This is a genomic window from Streptomyces sp. NPDC101152 (assembly GCF_044768275.1).
Taxonomy (GTDB): Bacteria; Actinomycetota; Actinomycetes; order Streptomycetales; family Streptomycetaceae; genus Streptomyces.
Genome location: NZ_JBIWPO010000015.1, coordinates 95,994 through 122,449, shown reverse-complemented (window position 1 = coordinate 122,449; position 26,456 = coordinate 95,994). Strand labels below are relative to the sequence as shown.

The 26,456-nt window shown below is 69.8% G+C and carries 20 protein-coding genes; 11 read left to right on the top strand and 9 right to left on the bottom strand.

The features are described from left to right. Positions 1 to 11 precede the first annotated feature (11 nt). From ACIRVK_RS21340 to ACIRVK_RS21320, 5 genes are all read left to right on the top strand, one after another. Positions 12 to 1,931 carry a copper resistance CopC/CopD family protein gene (locus ACIRVK_RS21340; protein ID WP_404249250.1) on the top strand — a complete coding sequence of 640 codons (1,920 nt, stop codon included), beginning with the start codon at positions 12 to 14 and terminating at the stop codon, positions 1,929 to 1,931. Between the two features lie 8 nt (positions 1,932 to 1,939). Further along, positions 1,940 to 3,226, top strand: a complete 1,287-nt coding sequence (gene efeB / locus ACIRVK_RS21335; RefSeq protein WP_404249248.1) for an iron uptake transporter deferrochelatase/peroxidase subunit — start codon at positions 1,940 to 1,942, stop codon at positions 3,224 to 3,226. 40 nt (positions 3,227 to 3,266) lie between these two features. Continuing rightward, positions 3,267 to 4,199 (top strand): prephenate dehydratase, encoded by a 933-nt coding sequence (gene pheA, locus ACIRVK_RS21330; protein WP_404249246.1) that lies wholly within the window; start codon positions 3,267 to 3,269, stop codon positions 4,197 to 4,199. 550 nt (positions 4,200 to 4,749) lie between these two features. Continuing rightward, positions 4,750 to 6,027, top strand: coding sequence for a serine--tRNA ligase (gene serS, locus ACIRVK_RS21325; RefSeq protein WP_404249244.1), 1,278 nt, complete (start codon positions 4,750 to 4,752; stop codon positions 6,025 to 6,027). Continuing rightward, positions 6,024 to 6,842, top strand: coding sequence for an HAD family hydrolase (locus ACIRVK_RS21320; RefSeq protein WP_404249243.1), 819 nt, complete (start codon positions 6,024 to 6,026; stop codon positions 6,840 to 6,842). Before serS ends, ACIRVK_RS21320 begins: the two co-directional genes overlap by 4 nt. A gap of 419 nt (positions 6,843 to 7,261) precedes the next feature. Here the strand turns inward: ACIRVK_RS21320 and ACIRVK_RS21315 are convergent, their stop codons facing one another. The 5 genes from ACIRVK_RS21315 to ACIRVK_RS21295 all read right to left on the bottom strand — a co-directional run bounded on the left by ACIRVK_RS21315 (position 7,262) and on the right by ACIRVK_RS21295 (position 11,050). Continuing rightward, positions 7,262 to 7,462 (bottom strand): hypothetical protein, encoded by a 201-nt coding sequence (locus ACIRVK_RS21315; RefSeq protein WP_404249241.1) that lies wholly within the window; start codon positions 7,460 to 7,462, stop codon positions 7,262 to 7,264. An 80-nt stretch (positions 7,463 to 7,542) separates the two neighbouring features. Further along, positions 7,543 to 8,262, bottom strand: coding sequence for an ABC transporter permease subunit (locus ACIRVK_RS21310; RefSeq protein WP_404249239.1), 720 nt, complete (start codon positions 8,260 to 8,262; stop codon positions 7,543 to 7,545). A 10-nt stretch (positions 8,263 to 8,272) separates the two neighbouring features. After that, positions 8,273 to 9,184: an ABC transporter ATP-binding protein gene (locus tag ACIRVK_RS21305; protein ID WP_404249237.1), complete on the bottom strand. Its 912-nt coding sequence runs from the start codon at positions 9,182 to 9,184 to the stop codon at positions 8,273 to 8,275. Beyond that, positions 9,181 to 10,098: an ABC transporter permease gene (locus ACIRVK_RS21300; RefSeq protein WP_404249235.1), complete on the bottom strand. Its 918-nt coding sequence runs from the start codon at positions 10,096 to 10,098 to the stop codon at positions 9,181 to 9,183. Before ACIRVK_RS21300 ends, ACIRVK_RS21305 begins: the two co-directional genes overlap by 4 nt. Then, positions 10,088 to 11,050, bottom strand: coding sequence for an ABC transporter ATP-binding protein (locus tag ACIRVK_RS21295; RefSeq protein ID WP_404249364.1), 963 nt, complete (start codon positions 11,048 to 11,050; stop codon positions 10,088 to 10,090). Before ACIRVK_RS21295 ends, ACIRVK_RS21300 begins: the two co-directional genes overlap by 11 nt. A 471-nt stretch (positions 11,051 to 11,521) precedes the next feature. Here ACIRVK_RS21295 and ACIRVK_RS21290 point away from each other — a divergent pair, with 471 nt between their 5' ends. The 4 genes from ACIRVK_RS21290 (at position 11,522) to ACIRVK_RS21275 (ending at position 16,053) form a co-directional block, all read left to right on the top strand. After that, entirely contained in the window at positions 11,522 to 13,279 is a 1,758-nt protein-coding gene (locus tag ACIRVK_RS21290; RefSeq protein WP_404249234.1) for an SDR family oxidoreductase, read from the top strand. A gap of 326 nt (positions 13,280 to 13,605) precedes the next feature. Next, positions 13,606 to 14,154 (top strand): RNA 2'-phosphotransferase, encoded by a 549-nt coding sequence (locus ACIRVK_RS21285; protein WP_404249232.1) that lies wholly within the window; start codon positions 13,606 to 13,608, stop codon positions 14,152 to 14,154. Positions 14,155 to 14,200: 46 nt separating this feature from the next. Beyond that, entirely contained in the window at positions 14,201 to 15,106 is a 906-nt protein-coding gene (locus ACIRVK_RS21280) for an LLM class flavin-dependent oxidoreductase (protein WP_404249231.1), read from the top strand. A gap of 59 nt (positions 15,107 to 15,165) precedes the next feature. Continuing rightward, positions 15,166 to 16,053 (top strand): HAD-IIB family hydrolase, encoded by an 888-nt coding sequence (locus ACIRVK_RS21275; protein ID WP_404249229.1) that lies wholly within the window; start codon positions 15,166 to 15,168, stop codon positions 16,051 to 16,053. 63 nt (positions 16,054 to 16,116) lie between these two features. Here the strand turns inward: ACIRVK_RS21275 and cydD are convergent, their stop codons facing one another. The 4 genes from cydD to hisC all read right to left on the bottom strand — a co-directional run bounded on the left by cydD (position 16,117) and on the right by hisC (position 23,479). Then, a complete protein-coding gene (gene cydD / locus ACIRVK_RS21270; protein WP_404249227.1) occupies positions 16,117 to 19,608 on the bottom strand; it encodes a thiol reductant ABC exporter subunit CydD in 3,492 nt (1,163 codons plus the stop codon). 59 nt (positions 19,609 to 19,667) lie between these two features. After that, positions 19,668 to 20,672, bottom strand: a complete 1,005-nt coding sequence (cydB, locus tag ACIRVK_RS21265; RefSeq protein WP_404249225.1) for a cytochrome d ubiquinol oxidase subunit II — start codon at positions 20,670 to 20,672, stop codon at positions 19,668 to 19,670. 18 nt (positions 20,673 to 20,690) lie between these two features. After that, on the bottom strand, positions 20,691 to 22,199 hold the full coding sequence (locus tag ACIRVK_RS21260) for a cytochrome ubiquinol oxidase subunit I (protein ID WP_404249223.1): 1,509 nt from the start codon (positions 22,197 to 22,199) through the stop codon (positions 20,691 to 20,693). A gap of 200 nt (positions 22,200 to 22,399) precedes the next feature. Continuing rightward, complete coding sequence (gene hisC / locus ACIRVK_RS21255; protein WP_404249221.1) at positions 22,400 to 23,479, bottom strand: histidinol-phosphate transaminase; 1,080 nt, start codon at positions 23,477 to 23,479, stop codon at positions 22,400 to 22,402. A gap of 450 nt (positions 23,480 to 23,929) precedes the next feature. On the opposite strand from hisC, the gene ACIRVK_RS21250 reads away from it, so the two are divergent. Together ACIRVK_RS21250 and ACIRVK_RS21245 are read left to right on the top strand one after the other, a co-directional pair. Beyond that, a complete protein-coding gene (locus tag ACIRVK_RS21250; protein WP_404249219.1) occupies positions 23,930 to 25,042 on the top strand; it encodes a LacI family DNA-binding transcriptional regulator in 1,113 nt (370 codons plus the stop codon). A gap of 200 nt (positions 25,043 to 25,242) precedes the next feature. Further along, complete coding sequence (locus ACIRVK_RS21245) at positions 25,243 to 26,322, top strand: metallophosphoesterase (RefSeq protein ID WP_404249217.1); 1,080 nt, start codon at positions 25,243 to 25,245, stop codon at positions 26,320 to 26,322. The last annotated feature ends 134 nt before the right edge of the window (positions 26,323 to 26,456 follow it).

Here is a 26,456-nt window from a genome sequence, read left to right as displayed (position 1 = left end):
GAGGCACGACCGTGACACCGACCATCACCCCCCGCCGAGTGCGGGCCCTGGTGCTGCTGTTCCTGGCCGTCGCCGGGACGCTGCTCGCCGGCGCCGGACCGGCCTCGGCACACGCCGCGCTGACCGGCAGCGACCCCGCACAGGGGGTGGTGGTCGCCAAGGCGCCCACCGAGGTCGCGCTGACCTTCTCCGAGAAGGTCGCCACCAACTCCGACTCCCTGCGCGTCCTCGACCCCAAGGGCAAGCGCGTCGACGACGGCAAACCGGTCGACATCAGCGGCACGACGTACGCCGTGCAGCTGCACAGCGGCCTGCCCGACGGCACCTACACCGTGTCCTGGCAGGTCGTGTCGGCGGACAGCCACCCCGTCGCCGGTGCCTTCACCTTCTCCATCGGCTCCCCCTCCAAGACCACCGTCAAGGCGGTCGGCCAGGAGGTCGGCGGCGGGACGGTCGGCTGGCTGTACGGCTTCGGGCGGTACATGTCGTACGCCGGCTTCATCGTGATGGTCGGCGCCGGCGCCTTCGTCCTCGCCTGCTGGCCGCGCGGATCGGGCGTACGGCCGCTGCAGCGGCTCGTGGTCTCCGGGTGGCTCTCGCTCACCGCGGCGACCCTTCTGCTGCTGCTCCTGCGCGGCTCCTACACCAGTACCGGCAAGGTCGGTGACGTCTTCGACCTGAGCCTGCTGGGGCAGGTGCTGCAGACCAAGACGGGCGCCGCCCTGGTGTCGCGGCTGCTGCTGCTCGCCGCGGCGGCCCTGTTCATCGCGGTGCTGTTCGGGGCGTACGACAAACGCGAGGACGACGAGAAGCGGGACCTGACCTTCGGGCTCGCGATCGGCGGATTCGTGGTGGCCGCCGGGCTCGCGGCGAGCTGGGCCATGGCCGAGCACGCCTCCACCGGGCTCCAGCCGGGCATCGCCATGCCGGTCGACGTGGTCCACCTGCTCGCCGTCGCGGCCTGGCTCGGCGGTCTCACCGCGCTCCTGGTGGCGCTCTACCGCTCGGACACCCCGATCGAGTCCGCCGCCGTACGGCGCTTCTCCCGGGTCGCCTTCGGCAGCGTCCTCGCCCTGGTCGCGACCGGCGCCTACCAGTCGTGGCGCCAGCTCGGCTCCTGGTCGGCGTTCACCGACACGGCGTACGGACAGCTGCTGCTCGTCAAGATCGGCCTCGTGGCCCTGCTCGTCGGCATCGCCTCGATCTCGCGGCGGTGGACGGGGCAACTGGCGCAGACGGTGCCCGCCAAGGAACGCCAGCGGGAGAAGGAACACGTCAACGCAGGGGCCGGCACGGCGAAGAAGAAGGCCGCCGCGGGCGGTTCCAAGGCCACGGGCGGCTCCGAACGCGCCGCCCAGCTCGCCCGCCAGCAGGCGGCCAGGGACACCGCGCGGCAGAAGCGGGAGCGGGACGCCGATCCGAACCGGTTCGGGCTCCGGCGCTCGGTCCTCGCCGAGGCGGGAGTCGCCGTCGTCCTGCTCGCCGTCACCACCGTGCTGACGCAGACCGAACCGGGCCGCACCGAGCAGGAGGCCAAGGCGGCCACCTCGTCCTCCTCTTCCTCCTCGTCCCCGGCCGACTCCTCGTCCGGCGCGCTCACCCTGACCATGCCCTTCGACACCGGCGGCACCGACGGCAAGGGCGTCGTCTCGGTCGACCTCGACCCCGCGAACGTGGGCGCCAACGAGATGCACGTCTACGTCACCCGGCCCAACGGCCGCGCCTTCGACGTCCCCGAGGTGAAGGTCGCCTTCACCCTCGAGGCCAAGAAGATCGGGCCGTTGCCCGTCGCCCCCGACCACGTCACCACCGGACACTGGGCCGCGAACGGGGTGCAGATCCCCATGGCCGGCGACTGGAAGATCGCCGTGACCGTGCGCACCTCCGACATCGACCAGGTGACCGTCTCCAAGAACGCGCAGATCGGCTGAACCGCAGCATGGCTGACCAGTCCCCTCCGACCCGCACCCCCGCCTCCACGGGTCCTGATGCCCAGACCCCTCCCCCGGGCGGGATCTCACGTCGTGCGCTGCTCGGCACCGCCGGCGCCACCGGGCTCGTGCTCGGCGCGGCCGGCGGCGCCGTGGGATACGCCGCCGCGCCCTCCGCGGCCACTCCGCTGACCTCCATCGGCGCGAACATGGCAATGTTTCACGGGAAACATCAGCCCGGCATCACCGAGGGTCTCCAGGCCCGCGGCCATCTCGTCGCCTTCGACCTGGTGGCGGGCGCCGGCCGCAAGGAGGCGGCAGCACTGCTGCGCCGCTGGTCGGCGACGGCCGAGCGGTTCATGGCGGGCGAGGCGGCTACCAGCGACGACACGGACGTGGCGCGGGACGCCGGGCCCTCGTCACTGACCATCACCTTCGGCTTCGGACACAGCTTCTTCGCCCGGACCGGCCTGGAGAAGCAGCGGCCCGTGTCGCTCGATCCACTGCCCGACTTCTCCTCCGACCAGCTCGACAGGGCCCGCAGCGACGGCGACCTATGGGTGCAGATCGGCGCCGACGATGCCCTGGTCGCCTTCCACGCCCTGCGCGCGATCCAGAAGGACGCGGGCAGCGCGGCGAAGGTCCGCTGGCAGATGAACGGCTTCAACCGCACCCCGGGGGCGACGGCCCACCCCATGACGGCCCGCAACCTCATGGGCCAGATCGACGGCACACGCAATCCGAAGCCCACGGACGCCGACTTCGACAAACGGATCTTCGTGCCTGCGTCCGGCTCGAACGACCCGGCGTGGATGGCGAACGGCTCCTACGCCGTCGTCCGGCGCATCCGCATGCTTCTCGACGACTGGGAGAAGCTCTCCCTCACGGCCCAGGAGAACGTGATCGGGCGCCGCAAACCCGACGGGGCGCCGCTGTCGGGCGGCTCGGAGACGACGCCGATGGACCTGGAGAAGACGGACGCCAAGGGCGAGTACGTCGTCCCCGTCAACGCCCACTCCCGCATCACGCGGCCCGACCAGAACGGCGGGGCGGCGATCCTGCGTCGGCCGTTCTCCTACCACGACGGCATCGACGCCGACGGCGTGCCCGACGCGGGCCTGCTCTTCGTGTGCTGGCAGGCCGACCCGCTGCGCGGCTTCGTCACCATCCAGCGCAAGCTCGACCGGGGCGACGCCCTGTCCAGGTACATCCGCCACGAGTCCAGCGGTCTGTTCGCAGTACCGGGCGGCGCGGCGAAGGGTGAGTACGTGGGGCAGGCGTTGCTGGAGGGGTGACGCGGGCGCCGGGTCAAGCAAGGGCCATTAGGGTGAGGTCATGCCTGCGAGCTACGCCTATCTCGGCCCCGAGGGCACCTTCACCGAGGCCGCCCTGCGCACGCTTCCCGAGACGGCCACGCGGGAGCTGGTCCCGTACGTGTCCGTCCAGTCCGCCCTCGACGCGGTCCGCTCCGGCGAGGCCGAGGCCGCGTTCGTGCCGATCGAGAACTCCGTCGAGGGTGGGATCACCACCACCCTCGACGAGCTGGTCGCGGGCGCGCCGCTGATGATCTACCGCGAGGTGCTGCTTTCGATCACCTTCGCGCTACTGGTCAGGCCGGGCACGAAGCTGTCGGACATCAAGACGGTCTCCGCCCACCCGGCCGCCCAGCCGCAGGTGCGCAACTGGCTGCGGAAGAACCTCCCGGACGTCCACTGGGAGTCGGCCGCCTCGAACGCGGACGCCGCCCGCCTGGTCCAGGAGGGCCAGTACGACGCCGCGTTCGCCGGCGAGTTCGCCGCCGCCCTGTACGGACTGGACGCCCTGGAGACCGGGATCCACGACGCCGAGAACGCACAGACGCGTTTCGTGCTGGTCGGCCGGCCCGCCCGGCCCGCGGCGCCGACCGGCGCGGACAAGACCTCGGTCGTGCTGTGGCAGCGCGACGACCACCCCGGCGGTCTGCGTGACCTGCTGGGCGAGTTCGCCACCCGGGGCATCAACCTGATGCTCCTCCAGTCTCGTCCGACCGGCGCCGGTATCGGCAACTACTGCTTCTGTGTCGACGCCGAGGGCCATATCTCCGACCGCCGGGTGGCCGAGGCACTGATGGGGCTCAAGCGGATCTGTCTGGAGGTGCGGTTCCTCGGTTCGTACCCGCGTGCGGACGCGGGCGTCGAGGAGGTGAACGCTCCGCGGCCCGGGACCTCGGACGAGGACTTCGCGTCCGCCTCGGACTGGCTGGCGCGCTGCCAGGACGGACGTTTCTGACGTGTTTCCGGCTGCTGTCAACCAGTCCTACCTGCAGATTTTCGTTATCCACAGGAGTTATCCACAGGTCCGCATCTCGACCTGGGGACAAGTCGACAACCACCCATGACTCTGTCGACAAATCTGCCTTTGAACCCGCCCGGCGTCCACATGCGCGCACATCACCGTTCGTCCACGCGTTTCCTTCGGGCCATCCTTTGGAGCGCCCCTTTCCACTCGAAAGCGGGGGTAGGGGCGGGCTTGAAGAGGGAATCCTCGGCGTGATCGCCGACTTTCGGAGTGATCGATTCCGAAATCCACAGATCTCCCGCACAGCCTGTGGATAACTCTCCGAGGGGCTTGGATCCCTGTGGACAACCAGTTCCCAAGTACCGTTCCGCACAAGGGAATCCAGTCAACCGAGCGCCACCCCCATGATCCGTCCCGGGGAATGGGGCACCTTTTATTGACACGGTGCGCAATTCGCCCATAACGGAACGTAAGAGATTTTCCGGGACTGTTGGAATGGTTGAGTCGTGGGCCGTACCCCCGCACCGGTAGCCTTGACCGCGTGATTGACCTTCGCCTGCTCCGTGAGGACCCCGACCGTGTGCGCGCCTCCCAGCGCGCCCGTGGAGAGGACGTCGCGCTCGTCGACGCTCTCCTGTCCGCCGACGAGCGGCGCAGGTCGTCCGGCGTCCGCTTCGACGAGCTGCGCAACGAGCAGAAGTCGCTCGGCAAGCTCATCCCCAAGGCCTCCGGCGACGAGAAGGCCGAGCTGCTGAAGAAGGCGAGCCAGCTCGCCGCCGACGTCAAGAGTGCCGACGCCGAACAGCACGAGGCCGACGAGGAGACCAAGCGGCTCGTGCTGCAGCTCGGCAACCTCGTGCACCCCGACGTCCCGGTCGGCGGCGAGGAGGACTTCGTCGTCCTCGAGACGCACGGTACGATCCGCGACTTCGGCGCCGAGGGCTTCGAACCCAAGGACCACCTGGAGCTGGGCGAGGCGCTGGGCGCCATCGACGTGGAGCGCGGCGCCAAGGTCTCCGGCTCCCGCTTCTACTACCTCACCGGCGTCGGCGCCCTGCTGGAGCTGGCGCTGGTCAACGCGGCGATCGCCCAGGCCACCGAGGCCGGCTTCATCCCGATGCTGACCCCCGCGCTGGTCCGCCCGCGTGCCATGGAGGGCACCGGCTTCCTCGGGCAGGCCGCGGAGAACGTGTACCACCTGGAGAAGGACGACTACTACCTGGTCGGCACCTCCGAGGTACCGCTCGCCGCCTACCACATGGACGAGATCCTCGAGGCCGACCAACTGCCGCTGCGCTACGCGGGCTTCTCGCCGTGCTTCCGCCGCGAGGCCGGTACCTACGGCAAGGACACCCGCGGCATCTTCCGCGTGCACCAGTTCGACAAGGTCGAGATGTTCTCGTACGTCGCCCCCGAGGACGCCGAGAACGAGCACCGGCGCCTCCTCGAGTGGGAGAAGCAGTGGCTGACCGGCCTCGAGCTGCCCTTCCAGGTCATCGACGTGGCCTCGGGCGACCTGGGCGCCTCGGCGTCCCGCAAGTTCGACTGCGAGGCGTGGATCCCGACCCAGGGCAAGTACCGCGAGCTGACCTCGGCCTCCAACTGCGACAGTTTCCAGGCCCGCCGGCTGTCGGTGCGCCTGCGCGACGGCAAGAAGGTCCAGCCGCTCGCGACGCTCAACGGCACGCTGTGCGCCGTCCCGCGCACCATCGTGGCGATCCTGGAGAACCACCAGCAGGCAGACGGCTCCGTGTACGTGCCGCCGGTGCTGCGCCCGTACCTGGGCGGCCGGGAGGTCCTGGAGCCGGTCGCCAGGTGAGCGACGCGTCCCCGGACGGGGCTCTCCCGTACAAGCTCATCGCCACCGACCTGGACGGAACGCTGCTGCGCTCCGACGAGTCGGTCTCCCGGCGCACCCGTGACGCCCTCGCCGCAGCCACCGCGGCGGGCGCCGCGCACATCGTCGTCACCGGCCGAGCGGCCCCTTGGACCCGGCACATCCTCGACGACCTCGGCTACGAGGGCCTGGCGGTCTGCGCCCAGGGCGCGCAGGTGTACGACGCCCGGGCGCACCGCCTGCTGACGTCCGTCACCCTGGACCGGCAGTTGGCGGGCGTCGCCCTGGCGAAGATCGAGGCGGAGGTCGGCCCGCTGCATCTGGCCGCCAGCCGGGACGGTCTGGACGGCGCCGTGCTGGTCGGGCCGGGGTACGCGGTGACGGGCGCGCTCCCGGCGACGCCGTTCACCGACGCCGCAGACCTGTGGGCGGCGCCGCTGAACAAGATCTACATACAGCATCCGCGGCTGACGGACGACGAGTTGGCGGACGCGGCTCGTGAGGCGGCGGGCGGCTTCGTCTCGGTGGCGATGGCGGGCGCCGGCATCGTGGAACTGCTGCCGCTGGGGCTGTCCAAGGCGACGGGGCTGTCGCTGGCCGCGCGACGGCTCGGCCTGAAGGCCGCGGACACGATCGCCTTCGGCGACATGCCGAACGACGTCCCGATGTTCGGGTGGGCGGCGTACGGGGTGGCCATGGCCAACGCCCACGAGGAGCTGAAGGCCGTGGCCGACGAGGTGACGGCCTCCAACGAGGACGACGGCATCGCGGTGGTGCTGGAGCGCCTGCTGGCATAGCCGTGCGGGATCCGCGCGTCGCGAGCAGGTGTACCGCCGGGGCGGCACGGGCGGGCGCCGGCAGCCCCCCTGTGGGGGAGGCACCTCGCGGTGCCCGGTAGCGCGGCCGACCGGGCCACCCCGGCGGAGGGTGCCCCCTTCAGCAGGGGGCGACGAGGGAAGGCGACCCACGCGAGATCGACATCGCGTGCTCGAAGCGGCCGCCCCGGGCAGTTTCCGTACGGGTGGACTCGACGGTGGGGTAACTACACCGGAGTCCGCCGACGACTGCCCTGCCGGGAGCTCGACGGACTGTCGTGCATGGACATCGCCGGGCTCCTCTCCCAGTCGGTGGCGCCGGCTCGTCCGGCGTCGTGGACACCACCACTGTGCCTGGCGGACGAGACGGACGCCACCGAATAAAAGGGTCGTACGGCAGGTCAGCGGCGCCGCCACCGCCGACGGCGCCCCTTGCTGAAGAACCACCCGGCGGGCGGCTCGTCGGAGCGCCACGGCTGCGGCTCCGGCTCCTCCTCGCGCCAGCGGGCGGCGAGCATGCGGGCGCGGGCTGAGGGTTCGGTCGTCTCGGCGGACCGTATGAAGTTCTCGTCCAGGACGAGGTCGTCCCAGTTGTCTGCCATCCCCATTCCTCTCAGCCCACTCTTCCCTTTTGCCCAGTGTGCCCGGACCCGGGTGAGGGCCCCGTCAATAAAGCCGGCGTCTACTCCTCGCCGGCCAGCGTCAGCGAGCGCAGCTTCTGGCCGGCGTACCAGGTGGCCAGGACGGTCACCGCGATCAGGAACACCGTCGCCGTGGTCAGGCCGACGTCCGAGGTCACCAGGTCCCCGCCGGCCACCTTGTGGGCGACGGCCAGCGACCACTGCTGGACGCTGAGGGTGCGCGCGCCCGGCACCAGGGAACCGAACAGCGCCTCCCAGACCAGCGCGTAGACGAGCCCGAAGACCACCGCGTGCCGCGACACCGTGCCCAGCAGCAGGAACAGCGCCGCGTAGGCGATCGACGAGACCAGTGCGGCCACCGTGTAGGCCACGGCGATCTGCTGGCCGTTGCCGTTGAGGATGAACCCGGCCACGAGGGTCGGCAGGGCCGAGAAGACCATGGTGACCGCGATCGCCACGATCAGCTTGGTGAAGATGATCGTCGGCCGTTTCACCGGCTTGGACAGCAGGTACACCACCGAGCCGTCGTCGATCTCCGGACCGATCGCACCCGTACCGGCGATGACGCCGATGATCGGCACCATCGTGGCGAGCGCGAGCCTGCCCAGCACGTCGTGCGCCGTCTGGTCGTCGGCGCCCGTGAGGGCGCGGACGACGACGGAGATGACGATGAGCAGCAGGGGCAGGGCCCCCAGGATGAGGGCTCGGCGGCGGCCGAGCAGGGCTCGATAGGTGAGCCGGGCGACTGTGGGGTCGTACATCTTCGGCCTCCTACGCCGCGACCAGGTACGAGAAGACGGACTCGAGGGACTCGTCGGACGGCGAGACCGCCAGCAGCCGGATGCCATGGTCGCGGGCGACCCGGGGCAGCAGGGCCGTGAACCGCCCGAAGTCGACGGCCTGGATGCGCAACGCCCCCTCCGCGAGGTCGACCTCGATGCCGGACGTCGACGGATCGGCGATCAGCGCGGCCGCGAGGGCCCGGTCGTCGCTGGAGCGCACCAGGTAGCGGTGCGGGCGGTCGGTCATCAGGCGGCGGATCTTGCGGAAGTCGCCGCTGGCCGCGTGCCGTCCGGCCACGACCACCTCGATGTGCCAGGCGAGCTGCTCGACCTCTTCGAGGATGTGGGACGAGAACAGGACCGTGCGGCCCTCGTCGCCCATGCGCCTGAGCAGGTCCATGAGCTGCATGCGCTGGCGCGGGTCCATGCCGTTGAAGGGCTCGTCCAGGAGAAGCAGCGAGGGGTCGTGGACCAGGGCGGACGCCATCTTCACCCGCTGGCGCATGCCCTTGGAGTAGGTGGAGATCTTGCGGTCCTGCGCGTACTCCATCTCGACCGTGGCCAGGGCGCGCGCCGCGGCCTTGGCACCGAGGCCGTGCAACTCCGCGTTGGCGACGACGAATTCGCGGCCGGTGAGGAAGTCGTACATCGCCTCACGCTCGGGAACGATGCCGATGTGCTTGTAGATCTCCTCGTTGCGCCACACCTGCTGTCCGTCGAGGGTGACGGTGCCGGTGGAGGGGGAGAGGAAGCCGGCCATCATGTTGATGAGAGTCGACTTCCCGGCCCCGTTCGGACCGAGCAGGCCGGTGACGCCGGGGCCGACGGTCATGGTGATGTCGTTGACGGCGACCACGTTGCCGAACCAACGGGAGACGTGGTCGATGGAGAGCGTGGTCACAGTCCCACCTTCTTGTAGCGGCGCAGCAGGAGGCCGTAGCAGGCGGCGATCAGGCCGAGGACGACCAGGACGTAGACCGCGCCCTCGCCGTTGGTCGGGCCGACCGCGCCGGGGAACGCCGAGCTCGCGCCGAGGAAGGCGGACTGGACCCCGTCGATGAGCGTGACGGGCGAGAACAGGCCGATCCACGGGATGGCTCCGTCGGTGTTCTGCGCGTTGGCGATGGCCTGCAGCGTGGACACGGCGCCGTAGGAGATGGTCAGGACGGCGATGACGGCCGCGATGCCGAAGCCACGCCGCGGCGTCACCGAGGCGATGACCAGTCCGATGCCGGCGAAGAGCAGTGAGAGCAGTGCCACGGACACGAGTCCCTGCGCGAATCCCTTGGTCTGGTGGACGAAGTCGAGTTTGGCCAGCAGCGCGCCCACGTAGAGCACGATCAGCGGGGCCGCGGTGAGGACGAACAGCGCCGAGGCCAGCGCCGCGAACTTCGCCCGGACGTAGTCGGCGGTCTCGATCGGCCGCGAGAAGTACAGCGGGACGGTCTTGAAGCGCAGGTCGCGCGAGACGGACTGGGGTGCCTGCGAGGCGACGTACAGGCTGATCACGGCCTGCATGATGATCGCGTAGCGGGTGTAGTCGACGGGCAGTGCCTTGGCCTTGGTGGCGACCGCGACGGCGACCATGATGGCCGCGGGCACGCACATCACCACGAACAGCAGCATGGGCAGCACCTTGGACTTGATGGAGCGTCCGAGGCCGTAGGCGCCGCGCAGGGACTGCGAGTAGAGCGAGCGGGTGGCGTACGAGCGGCCGAGGCGGGGGCCGTCGTAGTTGCGGTAGCCGATGTTGTGGATGCGGGTCTGGTCACCCGGGGGCGCGACGGATGCCGACAGGGGCTGCTCAACCGCCATGGACGGCCGCCTCCTTCCGCTGCTCGTCCTCGGTGGTGAAGACCTCGGAGATGTGGTGCCTGCGCTGCTCCATGCGCACCAGGCCGAGGCCGAGGTCGGCGACGACGTCACGGACCAGGTCGTACGTCTCCTCGCCCTGCGCGGTCAGCAGCAGGACGTGGCCCGCGCCTGGCAGGCCGCTGCCCGCCTCGACGGCCACCCCGCGGGCCTGCAGCGCCTCGCGCATCGCGCGCGTGCCGTCCGGGTGCTCGTCGGAGTCGGTGACCTCGACGGCGAGGGTGGTCGTGGTCTGGGTGAAGTCCGTGGTGGAGCTGGAGCGCAGCAGCTTGCCGCCGTCGATGATGACGACGTGGTCGCAGGTGCGTTCGAGCTCGCCCAGCAGGTGGGAGGTGACCAGGACCGAGATGCCGAAGTCCGTGTAGATGCGTCGGATGAGGCCGAGCATCTCGTCACGTCCGACCGGGTCCAGGCCGTTGGTGGGCTCGTCGAGGAAGACCAGCTGCGGGTCGTGGACCAGGGCCTGCGCCAGCTTCACGCGCTGTTTCATACCGGTCGAGTAGCCGCCGATGGGGCGGTAGCGCTCCTCGTACAGGCCGACGTGGCGGAGGGTGTCGGCGGTGCGCTCGCGGGCGGCCGTGGGCGGCAGCCCGGACATGCGGGCCATGTGCACGACGAACTCGGTCGCCGAGACGTCCGGCGGCAGGCAGTCGTGCTCCGGCATGTAGCCGACGCGCTCGCGGATGGCGGCACCCTTGGTCGCGACGTCGAGCCCGAGCACTTCGGCTCGGCCCTCGGAGGCGGGGGACAGACCCAGCAGGATCTTGATCATGGTGGACTTGCCGGCTCCGTTGGCTCCGACGAGTCCGGTCACCCCGGGCCCGACGTCGACGGAGAGCCGGTCAAGCGCGGTCACCCGGGGGAACCGCTTGCTCAGGCTTTCGGTCGCGATCACAGTCACGCCTTCGACGTTAATGGCGCGAACCACACGCGGTCGTCAGACCCGAGAGCTGTCCTCGCCTCAGACTCAAGACGTACGGGTCCGTAGGGGATAGCCCTACCTGAGAGCTACGCAGAGTTATCCACAGCCGGAAACCCTCCTGCTGACGCATCCTCTAACAACTGTCACATTCACCGATGTCACGTTACGGTCGCGTACCGCAGTCGAAGTGGAGAGGCGGGGCGGTGTCATCATGACGACGACATGGGCGGGTGAACTCCCCGCGGAACTACGGAGGTTCAGGCGGGCGCACCGCCTCGCCGACGAGTGCGCCGCGGCGGTGGCCGCCCGGTTGCGGGAGGGGGTGACCGAGCGAGGGGCCGCCCCTGGATGTAGCGGGCGTGGCTGCGACTCGAAGGACCCCGAGGCACGATCCTTCTGGCTGGACGACGATCTGCCGCACCTGCGGCGCTGGGCGGAGGACGAGTGACGGGGCTCAAGGGCGCGCGCGAGCGCAGGGTGCGGACCCGCGGGGTCGAGCTGTGCGTCGCCGAGCTGGGGGATTCCCGGCAGCCGACGGTCGTCCTCGTGCACGGCTACCCGGACAGCAAGGAAGTGTGGTCCGAGGTCGCGGCACGCCTGGCCGCCCGCTTCCATGTCGTGCTGTACGACGTCCGGGGGCACGGCCGGTCCACGGCACCGCGGCCCCTGCGCGGCGGCTTCACCTTGGAGAAGCTGACCGACGACTTCCTCGCGGTGATCGACGCCGTCAGCCCGGACCGCCCGGTGCATCTCGTGGGACACGACTGGGGCTCGGTCCAGTCCTGGGAGTTCGTCACCGTCCCGCGAACCGAGGGGCGCATCGCCTCCTTCACCTCGATGTCCGGGCCGTCCCTTGATCACTTCGGCCACTGGATCGGCAGCCGCCTGAAGCGGCCCACCCCACGCCGGGTCGGCCAACTGCTCGGCCAGGGCGCCAAGTCCTGGTACGTCTACCTGCTGCACACGCCCGCACTGCCCGAACTGGCCTGGCGCGGTCCCCTCGGCCGACACTGGCCCCGTCTGCTGGAACGGTTGGAGAAGGTGCCCCGCGGCGACTACCCGTCCTCCTCGCTGCCCCAGGACGCGGCACACGGAGCGTGGCTGTACCGGGACAACGTCCGCGAAAGGCTGCGCAGGCCACGCCCCGACGCCCACGCGCACGTGCCCGTGCAGCTCATCACGCCCCTGGGGGACGCCTTCCTGTCGGAACGGCTCTACGACGGACTCGAGCAGTGGGTCCCCCGGCTGACCCGCCGCACCGTGCCGGCCAAGCACTGGATCCCGCGCACCCGCCCCGACCAACTGGCCGCCTGGATCACCGAGTTCGTCACGGCCACCGAGGAGGGCAAGAGCCAGGTGGCGGCCACCGGCAAGTACGCCGACAGGTTCGGCGGGCAGCTCGTGCTGGTCACCGGCGCGGGCAGCGGCATCGGCCGGGCCACCGCGTTGGCCTTCGCCGAGGCGGGCGCACGCGTGATCGCCGTCGACCGGGACGCTGAGGCCGCAGTACGCACCGCCGAGCAGTCTCGGCTGACCGGCGCGTCCGAGGCCTGGGCGGAGACGGTCGACGTCTCCGACGAGCAGGCCATGAAGAAGCTCGCCGACAAGGTCGCCGCCGAGTACGGCGTCGTGGACGTCCTGGTCAACAACGCGGGGATCGGCCTGGGCGGCTCCTTCTTCGACACCGCCCCGGAGGACTGGAGGAAGGTCCTCGACGTCAACCTGTGGGGCGTCATCCACGGCTGCCGGCTCTTCGGGAGGCAGATGGCCGAGCGCGGACAGGGCGGCCACATCGTCAACACCGCGTCGGCGGCGGCCTACCTGCCCTCCAGGGCGCTGCCCGCCTACAGCACCTCCAAGGCCGCCGTGCTGATGCTCAGCGAGTGCCTGCGCGCCGAACTGGCCGGTCAGGGAATCGGCGTGAGCGCGATATGCCCCGGCTTCGTCAATACCAACATCACCTCCACCGCGCGTTTCGCGGGTGTGGACGCCGAGGAGGAGAAGCGGCGCCAGAAGAGGACGGCCCGGCTGTACGGCCTCAGGAACTACCCACCGGAGAAGGTCGCCGACGCCATCCTCGAGGCGGTCGTGCACAACCGGGCCGTCGTACCGGTCACCCCCGAGGCGAGGGGTGCCCACATCCTGTCCCGCCTCGCCCCACGCGCGTTGCGGGCGATCGCGCGGCTGCAGCCACCGCTGTGAGGTCGGCGACCGCCCCCCTGCCACGACTGTCACGCTCCGTGTCCTTGGTCGAGGAGACGATTCGGGCGGTCGAGGAGATGGTTGGGGAGGTACCGGTGGGACAGTTCGTGGGGTTGGTGAGTGAACGGGAGGCGGGCGGGCGGGAGTTGGATGCGCTCACGCCAAGGGGGAGGCCCCCCGAGCGATCTTGACCGAAGGGTCTGACATGTCGCGGAGTTGTCCACAGAACCGCCAAATACCCTGTGGATAACTACAGTTGGTTGTGGACCAAACCTCCGGGAGAAAATAATCTGCGTGATCCGCGTCTCTCCCGCCATGCTGAGTGGATGGAAGAAAGACGCACCGTCAAGGTGTCGAAGTATCTCTCCAAGCACCTGCGTCACCAGCCCGAGCGGATCGGGCTGACCCTGGACGAGGCCGGCTGGGTCGAGATTGACGTGCTGATCGATGCGGCCGCCGCACACGGGTTCCGTTTCACCCGCGAAGAACTGGACCATGTGGTGGCCGTCAACGACAAGAAGCGCTTCGCGATCGAGGGCACACGGATCCGCGCCAGCCAGGGCCACAGCGTCGACGTCGACCTGGGCCTCGCGCCGGCTGCCCCGCCGCCGTACCTCTACCACGGCACGGTGGCCCGCAGCCTGGACGCGATCCGCACCGAGGGGCTGCGCCCGATGAACCGACACGACGTGCATCTCTCACCCGACCGCGAGACGGCCACCCGCGTCGGCGCCCGCCGAGGCCGACCCGTCGTGCTCGCCGTGGACGCGGGCGCGATGCACCGGGACGGCCACCTCTTCCACGTCAGCGAGAACGGAGTGTGGCTCACGAAGGCCGTGCCGCCGCAGTACCTGCGGTTCCCGGAGAACCACTGAGCGTCGTGTTTCACGTGAAACCCGTTCGGCCGCATAGGCTCGACGCATGAGTCTGCGTCTGAGCACCGTGATCCTCCCGCACCACCGCTGGCATGAGGGCGGCCGTTCGGCATGGCAGCGGGCCGAGCAACTCGGGTTCCACACGGCGTACACCTACGACCACCTGTCCTGGCGTGTCCCGTTCCGAGACGGCCCCTGGTTCGGTGCCGTACCGACACTGACCGCCGCCGCCGTGGTGACCGAGCGCATGCGTCTCGGCACCCTGGTGACCTCGCCGAACTTCCGGCACCCGGTGACCCTCGCCAAGGAGCTGATCTCCCTCGACGACATCTCCGGCGGCCGGATCACCCTCGGCGTCGGCGCGGGCGGCAGCGGCTTCGACGCCACCGCGCTCGGCCGGGAACCGTGGACACCGCGCGAGCGGGCCGACCGTTTCGCCGAGTTCGTGCCGCTGCTGGACCGGCTGCTGACCGAGGACGAGGTGTCGTACCAGGGCGACTTCTACTCGGCGCACCAGGCGCGCAACATCCCCGGCTGTGTCCAGCGCCCCCGGCTGCCCTTCGCGATCGCCGCCACGGGACCACGCGGACTCAGGCTCGCCGCACAGCACGGGCAGGCGTGGGTGACCACCGGTGACCCCAAGCTGTACGAGAACGGCACTCCTGAACAGTCGGTTCAGGCCATTCGCGGACAGGCCGAGAAGCTGGCCGACGCCTGTGCGGCGATCGGCCGGGACGGTACTGAGCTGGACAAGATCCTGCTCACCGGATTCACCCCGGACCGTGCCCGTCCGCTGGAGTCGCTGGACGCGTTCGTGGACTTCGCGGGCCGCCACCGGGAACTCGGCTTCACCGAGATCGTGATCCACTGGCCCATCCCCGGCACGGTCTTCGCCTGCGACCAGAAGGTCTTCGAGCAGATTGCCATGGAGGCGGCCGCACAGCTCGGCTGACCCGTCAAGGTGTCATCCGTGCCCCGGCTGTGCGCACGCCCGCACAGCCGTGTGGGCATATGCGGAAGAATGGCCGGGTGACCTCAGCGACTCGACAGCCCGAGACCCCGGCCGCCGCCGTACCGCCGCGGCTCATAGCCACCGATCTCGACGGCACCCTGCTGCGCGACGACCACTCGGTCTCCCCCCGGACGGTCGCCGCCCTCGCCGCCGCCGAGGAGGCGGGCATCGAGGTCTTCTTCGTCACCGGCCGCCCCGCCCGCTGGATGGACGTCGTCAGCGACCACGTCCACGGCCACGGCCTGGCGATCTGCGGCAACGGCGCCGCCGTGGTCGACCTGCACGGCGGCCCCGGCGCCCACCGGTTCGTGAAGACACGGGAACTGGCGCGGCAGAACGCGCTGGACGCCGCGCTGCTGCTGCGCCAGGCGGCACCGGGCACGGTGTACGCGGTCGAGCAGACATACGGCTTCTACCAGGAGCCGGACTATCCCAAGCTGCACATGGAGATCCCGGACAACCTCGCCCCGGCCGAGGAACTGCTCGCGCCGGACGGGCCAGGCGCTCGAGAACCCGTCCTCAAGATCCTCGCGTACCACCCCACGCTCGACCCGGACGCCTTTCTCACCCTGGCCCGTCTCGCCATCGCCGACCGCGCCAACGTCACCCGTTCCAGCCCCAGCGCCCTGCTCGAGCTCAGCGGCCCGGGGGTCTCCAAGGCCAGCACACTCGCCCTGTGCTGTGCGGAGCGCGGCATCTCGCACGAGGAGGTCGTCGCCTTCGGGGACATGCCGAACGACGTCGAGATGCTGACCTGGGCGGGCCAGTCGTACGCGATGGGCAACGCCCACCCGGACGTGCTCGCCGCCGCGTCGGGCCGGACGGTCGCCAACAACGACGACGGAGTGGCGGTCGTGATCGAGCGGATGCTGGCGGAGCGGGTGTAGGCCGGCCGACTCCGACCTGGTGGACCACGTACACCACCGCCGTGGTCCCGTCCTTGTCTGGTCCTACCCCGCGCCGACCAGCGACTCCGTCTCCGCTTCCCGCTCCACCATCGACAGCAACGGCCCCGGCACGGCGGACAGCTCCGCATAGGTCCCACGCTGCACCACTCGCCCCTCCTCCAGGACGACGACCTCGTCCACCGCCTCCAGCCCGACGAGCCGGTGCGTGATGAGCAGCGTCGTACGGCCCTCGGTGGCGGCCAGCAGATCGGCGGTGAGCGCGTCGGCGGTCGACAGGTCCAGATGCTCGGCGGGCTCGTCCAGGACCAGCACCGGGAAGCCGGCGAGCAGCGCTCGGGCCAGCGCGAGCCGCTGCCGCTGCCCGCCGGACAGCCGCGCCCCGTGCTCCCCGACCAGCGTGTCGAGCCCGTCCGGCAGACCGTCGGCCCAGGCCAGCAGCCGCGCCCGCCGCAGGGCGTCGCGCAGCTCCGCCTCGGTGGCGTTCTTCCTCGCCAGCAGCAGGTTCTCGCGCACCGAGCTGTCGAAGAGGTGCGCGTCCTGCGCACAGAGCCCGACGAACTTGCGCACGTCGTCGCCGTCGAGGGCGCAGGCGTCCACGCCGGCCAGCGTGTACGAGCCGGCGTCCGCGTCCAGGAACCGCAACAACACCTGAGCCAGGGTCGTCTTGCCGGAGCCGGACGGCCCGACCACCGCGATGCGGCGCCCCTCGTCGAGGGTGAGGTCGAGGCCCGCGAGGGCGTCCCGCTCCTGGCCCGCGTACCGGGCCGACACACCCCTGAGGGCGACCGGGAAGGGGGAGGCGGGCGCCTGCCGGGGCCGTGCCGGCTCACGCACCGGCTCCGGTGCGTCCAGGACCTCGTAGACCCGCTCCGCGCTCCTACGGACCCGCTGCCGGTACTGGACCGCCGACGGCAGCCCCAGTACGGCTTCGAAGGCGGCCAGCGGGGTGAGGACGACGACAGCCATCGCCACGCCGCTCAGCCGGCCGTCGGCGACGCCCTGGGCGCCCGCGAGGGCGGCGGCGACGACGGTCAGGCCCGAGATCAACGCGGTGAGGCCGCCGCCGAGTGCGGTGGCGGTGGCCGCCCGGGACGCGATCCGGGTGAGCGCTCCGTCCGCCCGTCGCACATCGGCGGTGCGGACGGGCAGGGCACCGGCGACCGTCAACTCGGCGGTGCCCGTGAGCAGGTCGGTCACGCGGGTCGACAGCACTCCTCGGGCAGGGGCGAGCCGGCGTTCCGCACGCCGGGCCACGGCGGCCGTCACCAGGGGGACACCGACACCGGCCGCCAGCAGCCCGACGGCGAGGGCGGCACCGGCCTCGGGCAGCAGCCAGGCCGTGAAGACGACGGAGGCGGCCGAGACGATCACCGCGGCGCCGGCGGGCAGCAGCCAGCGCAGCCAGTAGTCCTGCAGTGCGTCCACGTCGGCGACGAGACGCGACAGCAGGTCGCCGCGGCGGGTGCTGCGCAGTCCGGCGGGCGCGAGCCGCTCCAGGCGGCGGTAGACCGCGACCCTGGTGTCGGCGAGCATCCGCAGCACCGCGTCGTGGGACACCAGCCGTTCGGCGTACCGGAACACGGCCCGCCCGATGCCGAACGCCCGGGTCGCCGTCACCGCGACCATCAGATACAGCACGGGGGGATGCTGTGAAGCGCGCGAGATGAGCCACCCGGATGTCGCCATGAGCCCGACGGCACTGCCGAGAGCCAGAGCGCCCAGCAGCAGGGCGAGGGCGAGCCGACTGCGGCGGGGGCCGGCGAGGGAGCGGACGCGGGTGAGGGCGCTGCCTGTGGTCCTGGTGGGCTGCGTGATTCCTTGGTCGTCCAGTGCTATGTCAGCTACCGCTGGTTGCTCGGCCCCTGGTCCCGCAGGCCTCCGAACCATCCCAGGAGTGGACACCGCCGGCTCCCCCAACCGCACCACCCGGTCCGCCACCCCCAGCAGTGCCGGCCGATGCACCACGAGCAGCACCGTGCGTCCGACCGCCAGCCGCCGTACGGCGGCCACGATCTCGGCCTCGGTCGCCCCGTCCAGCGCGGCCGTCGGCTCATCCAGGAGCAGCACCGGCCGGTCCGCGAGGAAAGCCCGGGCCAGGGCCAGCCGCTGCCGCTGACCGGCCGACAGCCCGGCGCCGTCCTCACCGAGGACGCTCTCCGCACCGGCGGGAAGGGCGTCCACGAAGTCCAGCGCCCCGGCATCCGCCAGCGCCCGCCGGACTGCGCCATCGTCGGCGTCGGGACGGGCCAGCCGTACGTTCTCGGCGATGGTCCCGGCGAACAGGTGCGGTCGCTGCGGCACCCAGGCGACCCGCGACCGCCACTGCTCCATATCGACCTCGCTGAGCTCGGCCCCACCGATCCGCACCCGGCCCTCAGCGGCCGGCACGAACCCCAGCAGCACGTTCAGAAGGGTCGACTTGCCCGCACCGCTCGGTCCGACCAGCGCGACCGTCTCTCCGGGCCGGACCTCGAAGGACACGTCCGACACGGCGGCCTCCGCCCGGCCCGGATAGCGCACCGAAACGTCCTCGAACGCCACGGCACCGGTGGGCACCGCTGTCGTGCCCGACACCGGAAGGGGTGTCTCCAGGACGGCGAAGATCTCCTCGGCCGCGGCGAGCCCCTCGGCCGCCGCGTGATACTGCGTTCCGACCTGCCGCAGCGGCAGATACGCCTCGGGTGCGAGCACCAGGATGACGAGCCCGATATACAGGTCCATCTCGCCGTGGACCAGCCGCATGCCGATCGTCACGGCGACCAGCGCCACCGAGAGCGTGGAGAGCAGCTCCAGAGCGAAGGACGAGATGAAGGCGATCCGCAGGGTCCGCATCGTGGCCTGCCGGTACTCCCCGGTGATGCGTTTGATCGACTCGGCCTGCGCCTTGGCCCGCCCGAACACCTTCAGTGTCGGCAGCCCCGCCACGACGTCCAGGAAGTGTCCGGACAGCCGTGACAGCAGCCGCCACTGACTGTCCATCCGGGCCTGGGTGGCCCAGCCGATCAGCATCATGAAGACCGGGATGAGGGGCAGTGTGCCGACGATGATCGCCGCCGAGACCCAGTCCTCGGTGACGATCCTGGCCAGCACCGCCACGGGCACGACCACCGCCAGGCCCAACTGCGGCAGATATCGGGAGAAGTAGTCGTCGAGGGCATCGACGCCACGGGTGGCCAGGGCGACGAGGGAGCCGGTCCGCTGTCCGCTCAGCCATCCCGGACCCAACGCGACGGCACGTCCCAACAGTCGCAACCGCAATTCGGACTTCACCGCTGCACTCGCCCGGTGTGCGGCGAGTTCCGTGAGCCAGGACACCAGCGCCCGGCCGCACGCGACGGCCGCCAGCAGCACCAGGGGAGTGCCGAGTTCCGTGACCGACATCCGGTGCTGGAAGGTGCCCACCACCACCTCGGCGATGAGCATGGCCTGAGCGATGACCAGCGCCGCTCCGACGGCACCCAGACCGACCACCGCGACCATGAAGAGGCGGGTGGCGCGGGCATATCGGAGCAGGCGTGGGTCGATCGGTTTCACGTGAAACACACCCTCTTCTCAAGGGGCATGTTTCACGTGAAACATGCCCCAAACCGGAATCAGTGCGCGGCCTCCGCGATGTGCTGCGTACCGATCCGCTTGCGGAACACCCAGTAGGTCCACCCCTGGTAGAGCAGAACGACCGGTGTGGCGATCGCCGCGCACCAGGTCATGATCTTGAGGGTGTAGGGACTCGAGGAGGCGTTGGTGACCGTCAGGCTCCACTCCCCGTTGAGCGAGGACGGCATGACGTTGGGGAAGAGCGAGAGGAAGAGCATCGCCACAGCGGCCACGATGGTGACCCCGGACAGCGCGAACGACCACCCCTCGCGCCCGGCCTGGTTCGCCACCAGCGCCGCGACCAGGGCAGCCACGGCCACGACGAGCGCGACCAGACTCTTTCCGTCACCGCTGTCGACCTGGGTCCACAGCAGGAAGACCAGCGCGACCACGGCGGTGGCCAGCCCCACCTTCAGTGCCAGCCTGCGGGCCCGCTCCCGGATGTCGCCGACCGTCTTCAGCGCCGTGAACACCGTCCCGTGGAAGGTGAACAGGGTCAGGGTGACCAGGCCGCCGAGCAGGGCGTACGGGTTGAGCAGGTCCCAGACGTTGCCGACGTATTCGAAGTTCTTGTCGATCTTCACACCCCGCACGATGTTGCCGAAGGCCACACCCCACAGGAACGCCGGGAGCAGCGAGGTCCAGAAGATCGCGGTCTCCCAGTTGCGCTGCCAGTTCTCCTCGGGCCGCTTGGCGCGGTACTCGAAGGCGACTCCGCGCACGATCAGACAGACCAGAATGACCAGCAGGGGCAGGTAGAAGCCGGAGAAGAGGGTGGCGTACCACTCGGGGAAGGCGGCGAAGGTCGCACCCCCGGCCGTGAGCAGCCACACCTCGTTGCCGTCCCAGACGGGACCGATGGTGTTGATCAGCACCCGCTTCTCGGGCCGGTCGCGGGCGAGCAGCTTTGTGAGGATGCCGACCCCGAAGTCGAAGCCCTCGAGGAAGAAGTAGCCGGTCCACAGGACGGCGATGAGGACGAACCAGACGTCGTGTAGTTGCATGACTCGATCTCCCTGGGCCTAGTACGAGAAGGCCATCGGCTTGTCGGCGTCACGGGAGTCGCCGCCGATCTTCGTGGGCGGGTTGAGGTCGGCCTCGGTGAGCTCGGGCGGTCCGGCCTTGACGTACTTCGCCAGCAGCTTGACCTCGACGACGGCGAGGATGGCGTACAACGCGGTGAAGGTGATCATCGAGGTGAGGACCTCGGCCTGGGAGACCCCGGGGGAGACCGCGTGACGGGTCTGCAGGACGCCGTAGACGACCCACGGCTGCCGGCCCATTTCGGTGAAGATCCAGCCCCAGGAGTTGGCGATCAGGGGGAAGCCCAGGGTCCAGACGGCCACCAGCCAGCAGAGCCTGCTGAGCTTCGGGTTGAGCGCCTTGTTCCTGAACAGGACCAGATGCGGCACCTCGTCCTCGCCCACCCTCAGATGCTGGGGCAGCATGAACTTCTTGCGGGTCAGCCACAGCCCGGCCAGTCCGATCGTGAAGGACGCCATTCCGAAGCCGATCATCCAGCGGAACGCCCAGAAGGTGACGGGGATGACGGGCCGGTAGTCGCCGGGGCCGTACTTGGCCTGCTCGGCCTTGTTGGTGTCGTTGATACCGGGGACGTAGGAGTTGAAGTTGCCGTCGGCGAGGAAGGACAGCAGGCCGGGAACGGACAGCTCGACCGAGTTGTGGCCCTTGCTGACGTCGCCGTAGGCGAAGATCGAGAACGGCGCGGAGTCCTGGCCGTCCCACAGCGCCTCCGCCGCGGCCATCTTCATCGGCTGCTGCTTGAACATGACCTTGCCGAGGGTGTCACCGCTGATCGCGGTGAGCAGGCCGGCGATGACGACCGTGACCAGGCCCAGCCGCAGCGAGGTCTTCATCACGGAGACGTGCTTCTTGCGGAACAGGTGGAAGGCGGCGATGCCGACGATGAACGCGCCGCCGGTCAGGAAGGAGGCGGACAGCGTGTGGAAGGCCTGGGCCAGCGCGGTGTTCTGGGTGAGGACGGCCCAGAAGTCGGTGAGTTCGGCACGTCCCTTGGCCTTGTTGATCCGGTAGCCGACCGGGTGCTGCATCCAGGAGTTCGCAGCGAGGATGAAGTACGCCGACAGGATCGTGCCGATCGAGACCATCCAGATGCAGGCCAGGTGGATCTTCCTGGGCAGCTTGTCCCAGCCGAAGATCCACAGACCGATGAAGGTCGACTCGAAGAAGAAAGCGATCAGCGCCTCGAAGGCGAGCGGAGCGCCGAAGATGTCGCCGACGAAGCGCGAGTAGTCGGACCAGTTCATGCCGAACTGGAACTCCTGCACTATGCCGGTGACCACACCCATCGCGATGTTGATCAGGAAGAGCTTGCCCCAGAACTTCGTCGCCCTGAGGTACTTCTCCTTCTCCGTCCGTACCCAGGCGGTCTGGAGACCGGCCGTGAGGGCGGCCAGGGAGATCGTCAGGGGGACAAAGAGGAAGTGATAGACGGTGGTGATGCCGAACTGCCATCGCGCCAGGGTCTCCGGCCCCAAAGCCAGGTCCACGTCGCCGCTCCTTACACTACCGCTTGTGAAAGCGTTCACATTCACAAGCAATTATGACGCATGGAACTTCGACGCGGAGTGGGCGGGGGGTCCCTCAGTGGGTCCGATAGGTCACATAGGGACAGGACCGGTCGGCCCATAGCATTCGGGGCGCCTTGGTTCCACGTGAAACCAAGGCGCCCCGCAGTCCTCGACGACTGTCACAGCTCCTTGCGGAAGCCCTCCGCCACCTTCAGGAAGACGTCGTTCGCCTCGGTCTCCCCGATCGTCACCCGCACCCCCTCGCCCGCGAACGGACGGACCACCACGCCGTGCCGCTCACAGTCCTCGGCGAAAGCGACCGTCCGCTCCCCCAGCCGCAGCCACACGAAGTTGGCCTGGGTCTCGGGCACCGCCCAGCCCTGGGCCCGCAGCGTGTCGACCACACGGGTGCGCTCGCACACCAGCGAACCGACCCGCCCGAGCAGTTCGTCCTCGGCGCGCAGCGAGGCGATCGCCGCCTCCTGGGCGAGCTGGCTGACCCCGAACGGCACCGCCGTCTTGCGCAGTGCCGCCGCCACCGGCTCCTGGGCGATGGCGAAGCCGACCCGCAGCCCGGCGAGACCGTACGCCTTGGAGAACGTACGCAGCACGCAGACGTTCGGCCGCTCGCGGTAGATCTCCACGCCGTCCGGGACCTCGGGATCACGGATGAACTCGCGGTAGGCCTCGTCCAGCACGACGAGCGCGTCTCCCGGTACCCGGTCGAGGAAACGCTCGAGCTCGGCCCGGCGCACGACCGTGCCCGTGGGGTTGTTGGGGTTGCAGACGAAGACGAGACGTGTGCGGTCGGTGATGGCGTCCGCCATGGCGTCCAGGTCGTGCACATCACCCGGAGTCAGCGGCACCTGGACCGAGGTCGCACCGCTGATCTGGGTGATGATCGGGTACGCCTCGAAGGAGCGCCAGGCATAGACGACCTCGTCGCCGGGGCCGGCGGTCGACTGGATCAGCTGCTGGGCGACGCCGACCGAGCCTGTTCCGGTGGCCAGGTGGGAGAGCGGGACGCCGAATCGGTCGGACAGTTCGTTCATCAGGCCTGTGCAGGCCATGTCGGGGTAGCGATTGAAGGACGAGGCCGCGGCGGTCACGGACTCCATCACCCCGGGCAGCGGCGGATACGGGTTCTCGTTGGAGGACAGCTTGTAGGCCGCCGGGCCTCCGGCCGCGGCGGGCTTGCCCGGCTTGTAGGTGGGGATCCCCTCCAGTTCCGCGCGCAGCTTGGGGCTCGTCTCGCTCACCGCAGTCCTCCTCGCGACCACCGACGACCCGTCCGCGTCGCCGGCTTCCAATACTCCATACCTTATGAGGATTCGGCCGCGCTGCGTACAGGCGAGGACGGACCCGCCGCAGGGGGTGCGTGCCCCAGCCGCCCCGGCAGGCATCAAGGGCATTGTCGTACGAAGGCAGACGAATTGCGAAGGGAGACCGGGGGCGCTGGCACATATATCTATGCGCCGGTGGCTCACGCCCTGGCGCGCATCACCCGTGCAGGTGAGTTGAGACCTCTTCGAGACATCGGGAAGTTGGCAGGCTCATGCGTGCCGACAAGTCACGTAGTGCCATTGGATCGGTCAACTGACTCACTTTCAAAGGCAGTTGACCCTAAATGACCATGCAGAAACGTGCCTGTCAACGCGTGCATATGCGTCCGCCCTACCCCACCGCATGAGCCCTACTATCGGCTCGCCATGACAGCAGCAGGAAAGCACCAGGTGAGCCGCGCGGAAACCTCACGTCGAGGCAGTCGGCCGGGCCGGGCGGGCATCAGAGACGTCGCCGCCGCCGCCGGAGTCTCCATCACGACCGTCTCCGATGCCCTGAACGGCAAGGGCAGGCTCCCGGACGCCACCCGACGCCACGTCCGCGAAGTCGCCGACCGGCTGGGCTATCGCCCCTCCGCGGCGGCCCGAACCCTCCGTACCGGCAAGTCGGGACTCATCGGTCTGACCGTGACGACGTACGGGGATGAACCTTTCACCTTCACCGAGTTCGCGTACTTCGCCGAGATGGCGCGGGCCGCCACCTCGGCCGCGCTCGCCCGCGGCTACGCGCTGGTGATCCTGCCGGCGACCTCGCGCCACGACGTGTGGTCGAACGTCGCCCTGGACGGCACGGTCGTCATCGACCCCTCCGACCAGGACCCGGTGGTCAGCGAACTGGTCCGGCAGGGTTTACCGGTCGTCTCCGACGGCCGGCCGGCCGGCTCGCTGCCGGTCACCGCGTGGGTCGACAACGACCACGAGGCCGCCGTGCTGGGCATCCTCGACCATCTGGCCGACGCCGGCGCCCGCCGCATCGGCCTGCTGACAGGGACGTCGACGGACACGTACACCCACCTGTCGACGACGGCGTACCTGCGCTGGTGCGAACGCGTCGGCCAGGACCCGGTGTACGAGGCTTACCCGGCGCACGACCCGTGCGCCGGCGCCGTCGCCGCCGACCGTCTGCTCGCCCGACCCGACCGGCCGGACGCCGTCTACGGACTGTTCGACCCGAACGGCACCGACCTGCTGGCTGCCGCCCGCCGCTACGGCCTGCGCGTACCGGACGACCTGCTTCTGGTCTGCTGCAGCGAATCGACCGTCTACGCCAGCACCGAGCCGCCCATCACCACACTCTCACTGAAGCCGCGCCGGATCGGCACGGCCGTGGTGCAGCTGCTCATCGACGCGATCGAGGGGGTCGAGTCGGACCAGCCGGTCGAGCAGGTGATACCGACGGAGCTGATCGTGCGCACCTCGTCCGAACGACGTCCGTCGCGCACGACGGTCAGCCCGCCGCGTTCGCCCGAAGAGGAGTGAAACAAGCGCTGTCAGCAGCGGTCCAAGCCCTGCCCAATCGGGGCGAAAGCCGCGGTGAACTGGACTCTTGCTCCGATTCACCACCCCTGGGTCATCACATGGCGCGATCCGCATTCCTATGATGGGCCCACGACACCGCGGGCCGCTGCGACCAGGCAGTCCGAAGCGGTGCAGATGCGGCGCGATGGTGGAGGGGTCTGATGACTCAGGGGGCCGGTCAGGGACCCGAGGTGGAGCGGACGGCGACGTTGCGCGACTTCCGGGTACCCGCGTACGTCCACGAGACCGGTCCGTACGGCCACAGCACGCTTCCCGGCGACGTCGCACCGCTGCAGGAGAACACGTATCCCGACGGGTACACACCCACCGAGCGCGATCTGCCGGTCATCGACCGCGGTGACACGCTGCAGACGGCCTCCGTCGACCCGGCGTCGGCGGTCGTCCCGCAACAGGCGGACGGCGCGGGTCCGCTCTACGTCGTCGGAGACGTGCACGGCTACCTCGACGAACTGGTGGCCGCCCTCCAGGAACAGGGCCTGATCGACGCTGCGGGGAACTGGTGCGCGGGCACCGCCCGGCTGTGGTTCCTGGGCGACTTCACCGACCGCGGCCCCGACGGCATCGGCGTCATCGACCTGGTGATGCGGCTGTCCGCCGAGGCGGCAGCGGCCGGAGGCTACTGCAAGGCGCTCATGGGCAACCACGAACTGCTGCTGCTGGGCGCCAAGCGGTTCGGCGACACCCCCGTCAACTCCGGCGCGGGTACCGCCACTTTCCAGGCGGCCTGGCTGCTCAACGGCGGCCAGAAGAGCGACATGGACCGCCTCCAGGACCACCACCTGCAGTGGATGGCCCGCCTGGACGCGGTCGAGGCGGTCGACGGCTATCTGCTCGTCCACTCGGACACCACCGCCTACCTCGACTACGGCGACTCGATCGAGGCGGTCAACGACACGGTGCGCGAGACACTCACGCGCAACGACGCCGACGAGTGCTGGGACCTGTTCCGCAAGTTCACCAAGCGCTTCTCCTTCCGCGACGAAGGTGGTGCAGACGCCGTACGCTCCCTCCTGGATACGTACGGCGGCACCCGGATCGTTCACGGTCACAGCCCGATCCCCTATCTGCTGGGCGAGGTCGGCTCCGAGGAGGGAGAGGACAGCTCGGGGCCCGTGGTCGAGGGACCGCACGTCTACGCGGAAGGCCTGGCCATCGCGATGGACGGCGGAGTGACCATGGCCGGAAAGCTGCTGGTCCAGCAACTTCCGCTGGATATCTGAAGGTTCACCGGGCAGGCGAGGCCTCACGGAGGAATCGCGAAGAACGGCGCTGGCCAGGACCCAATTTCCGCAAACCCCCTGTCACCGCGTGCCGTACCCGCTCTACCATCGGCTTATCCGTAGCAGGCTCCCCT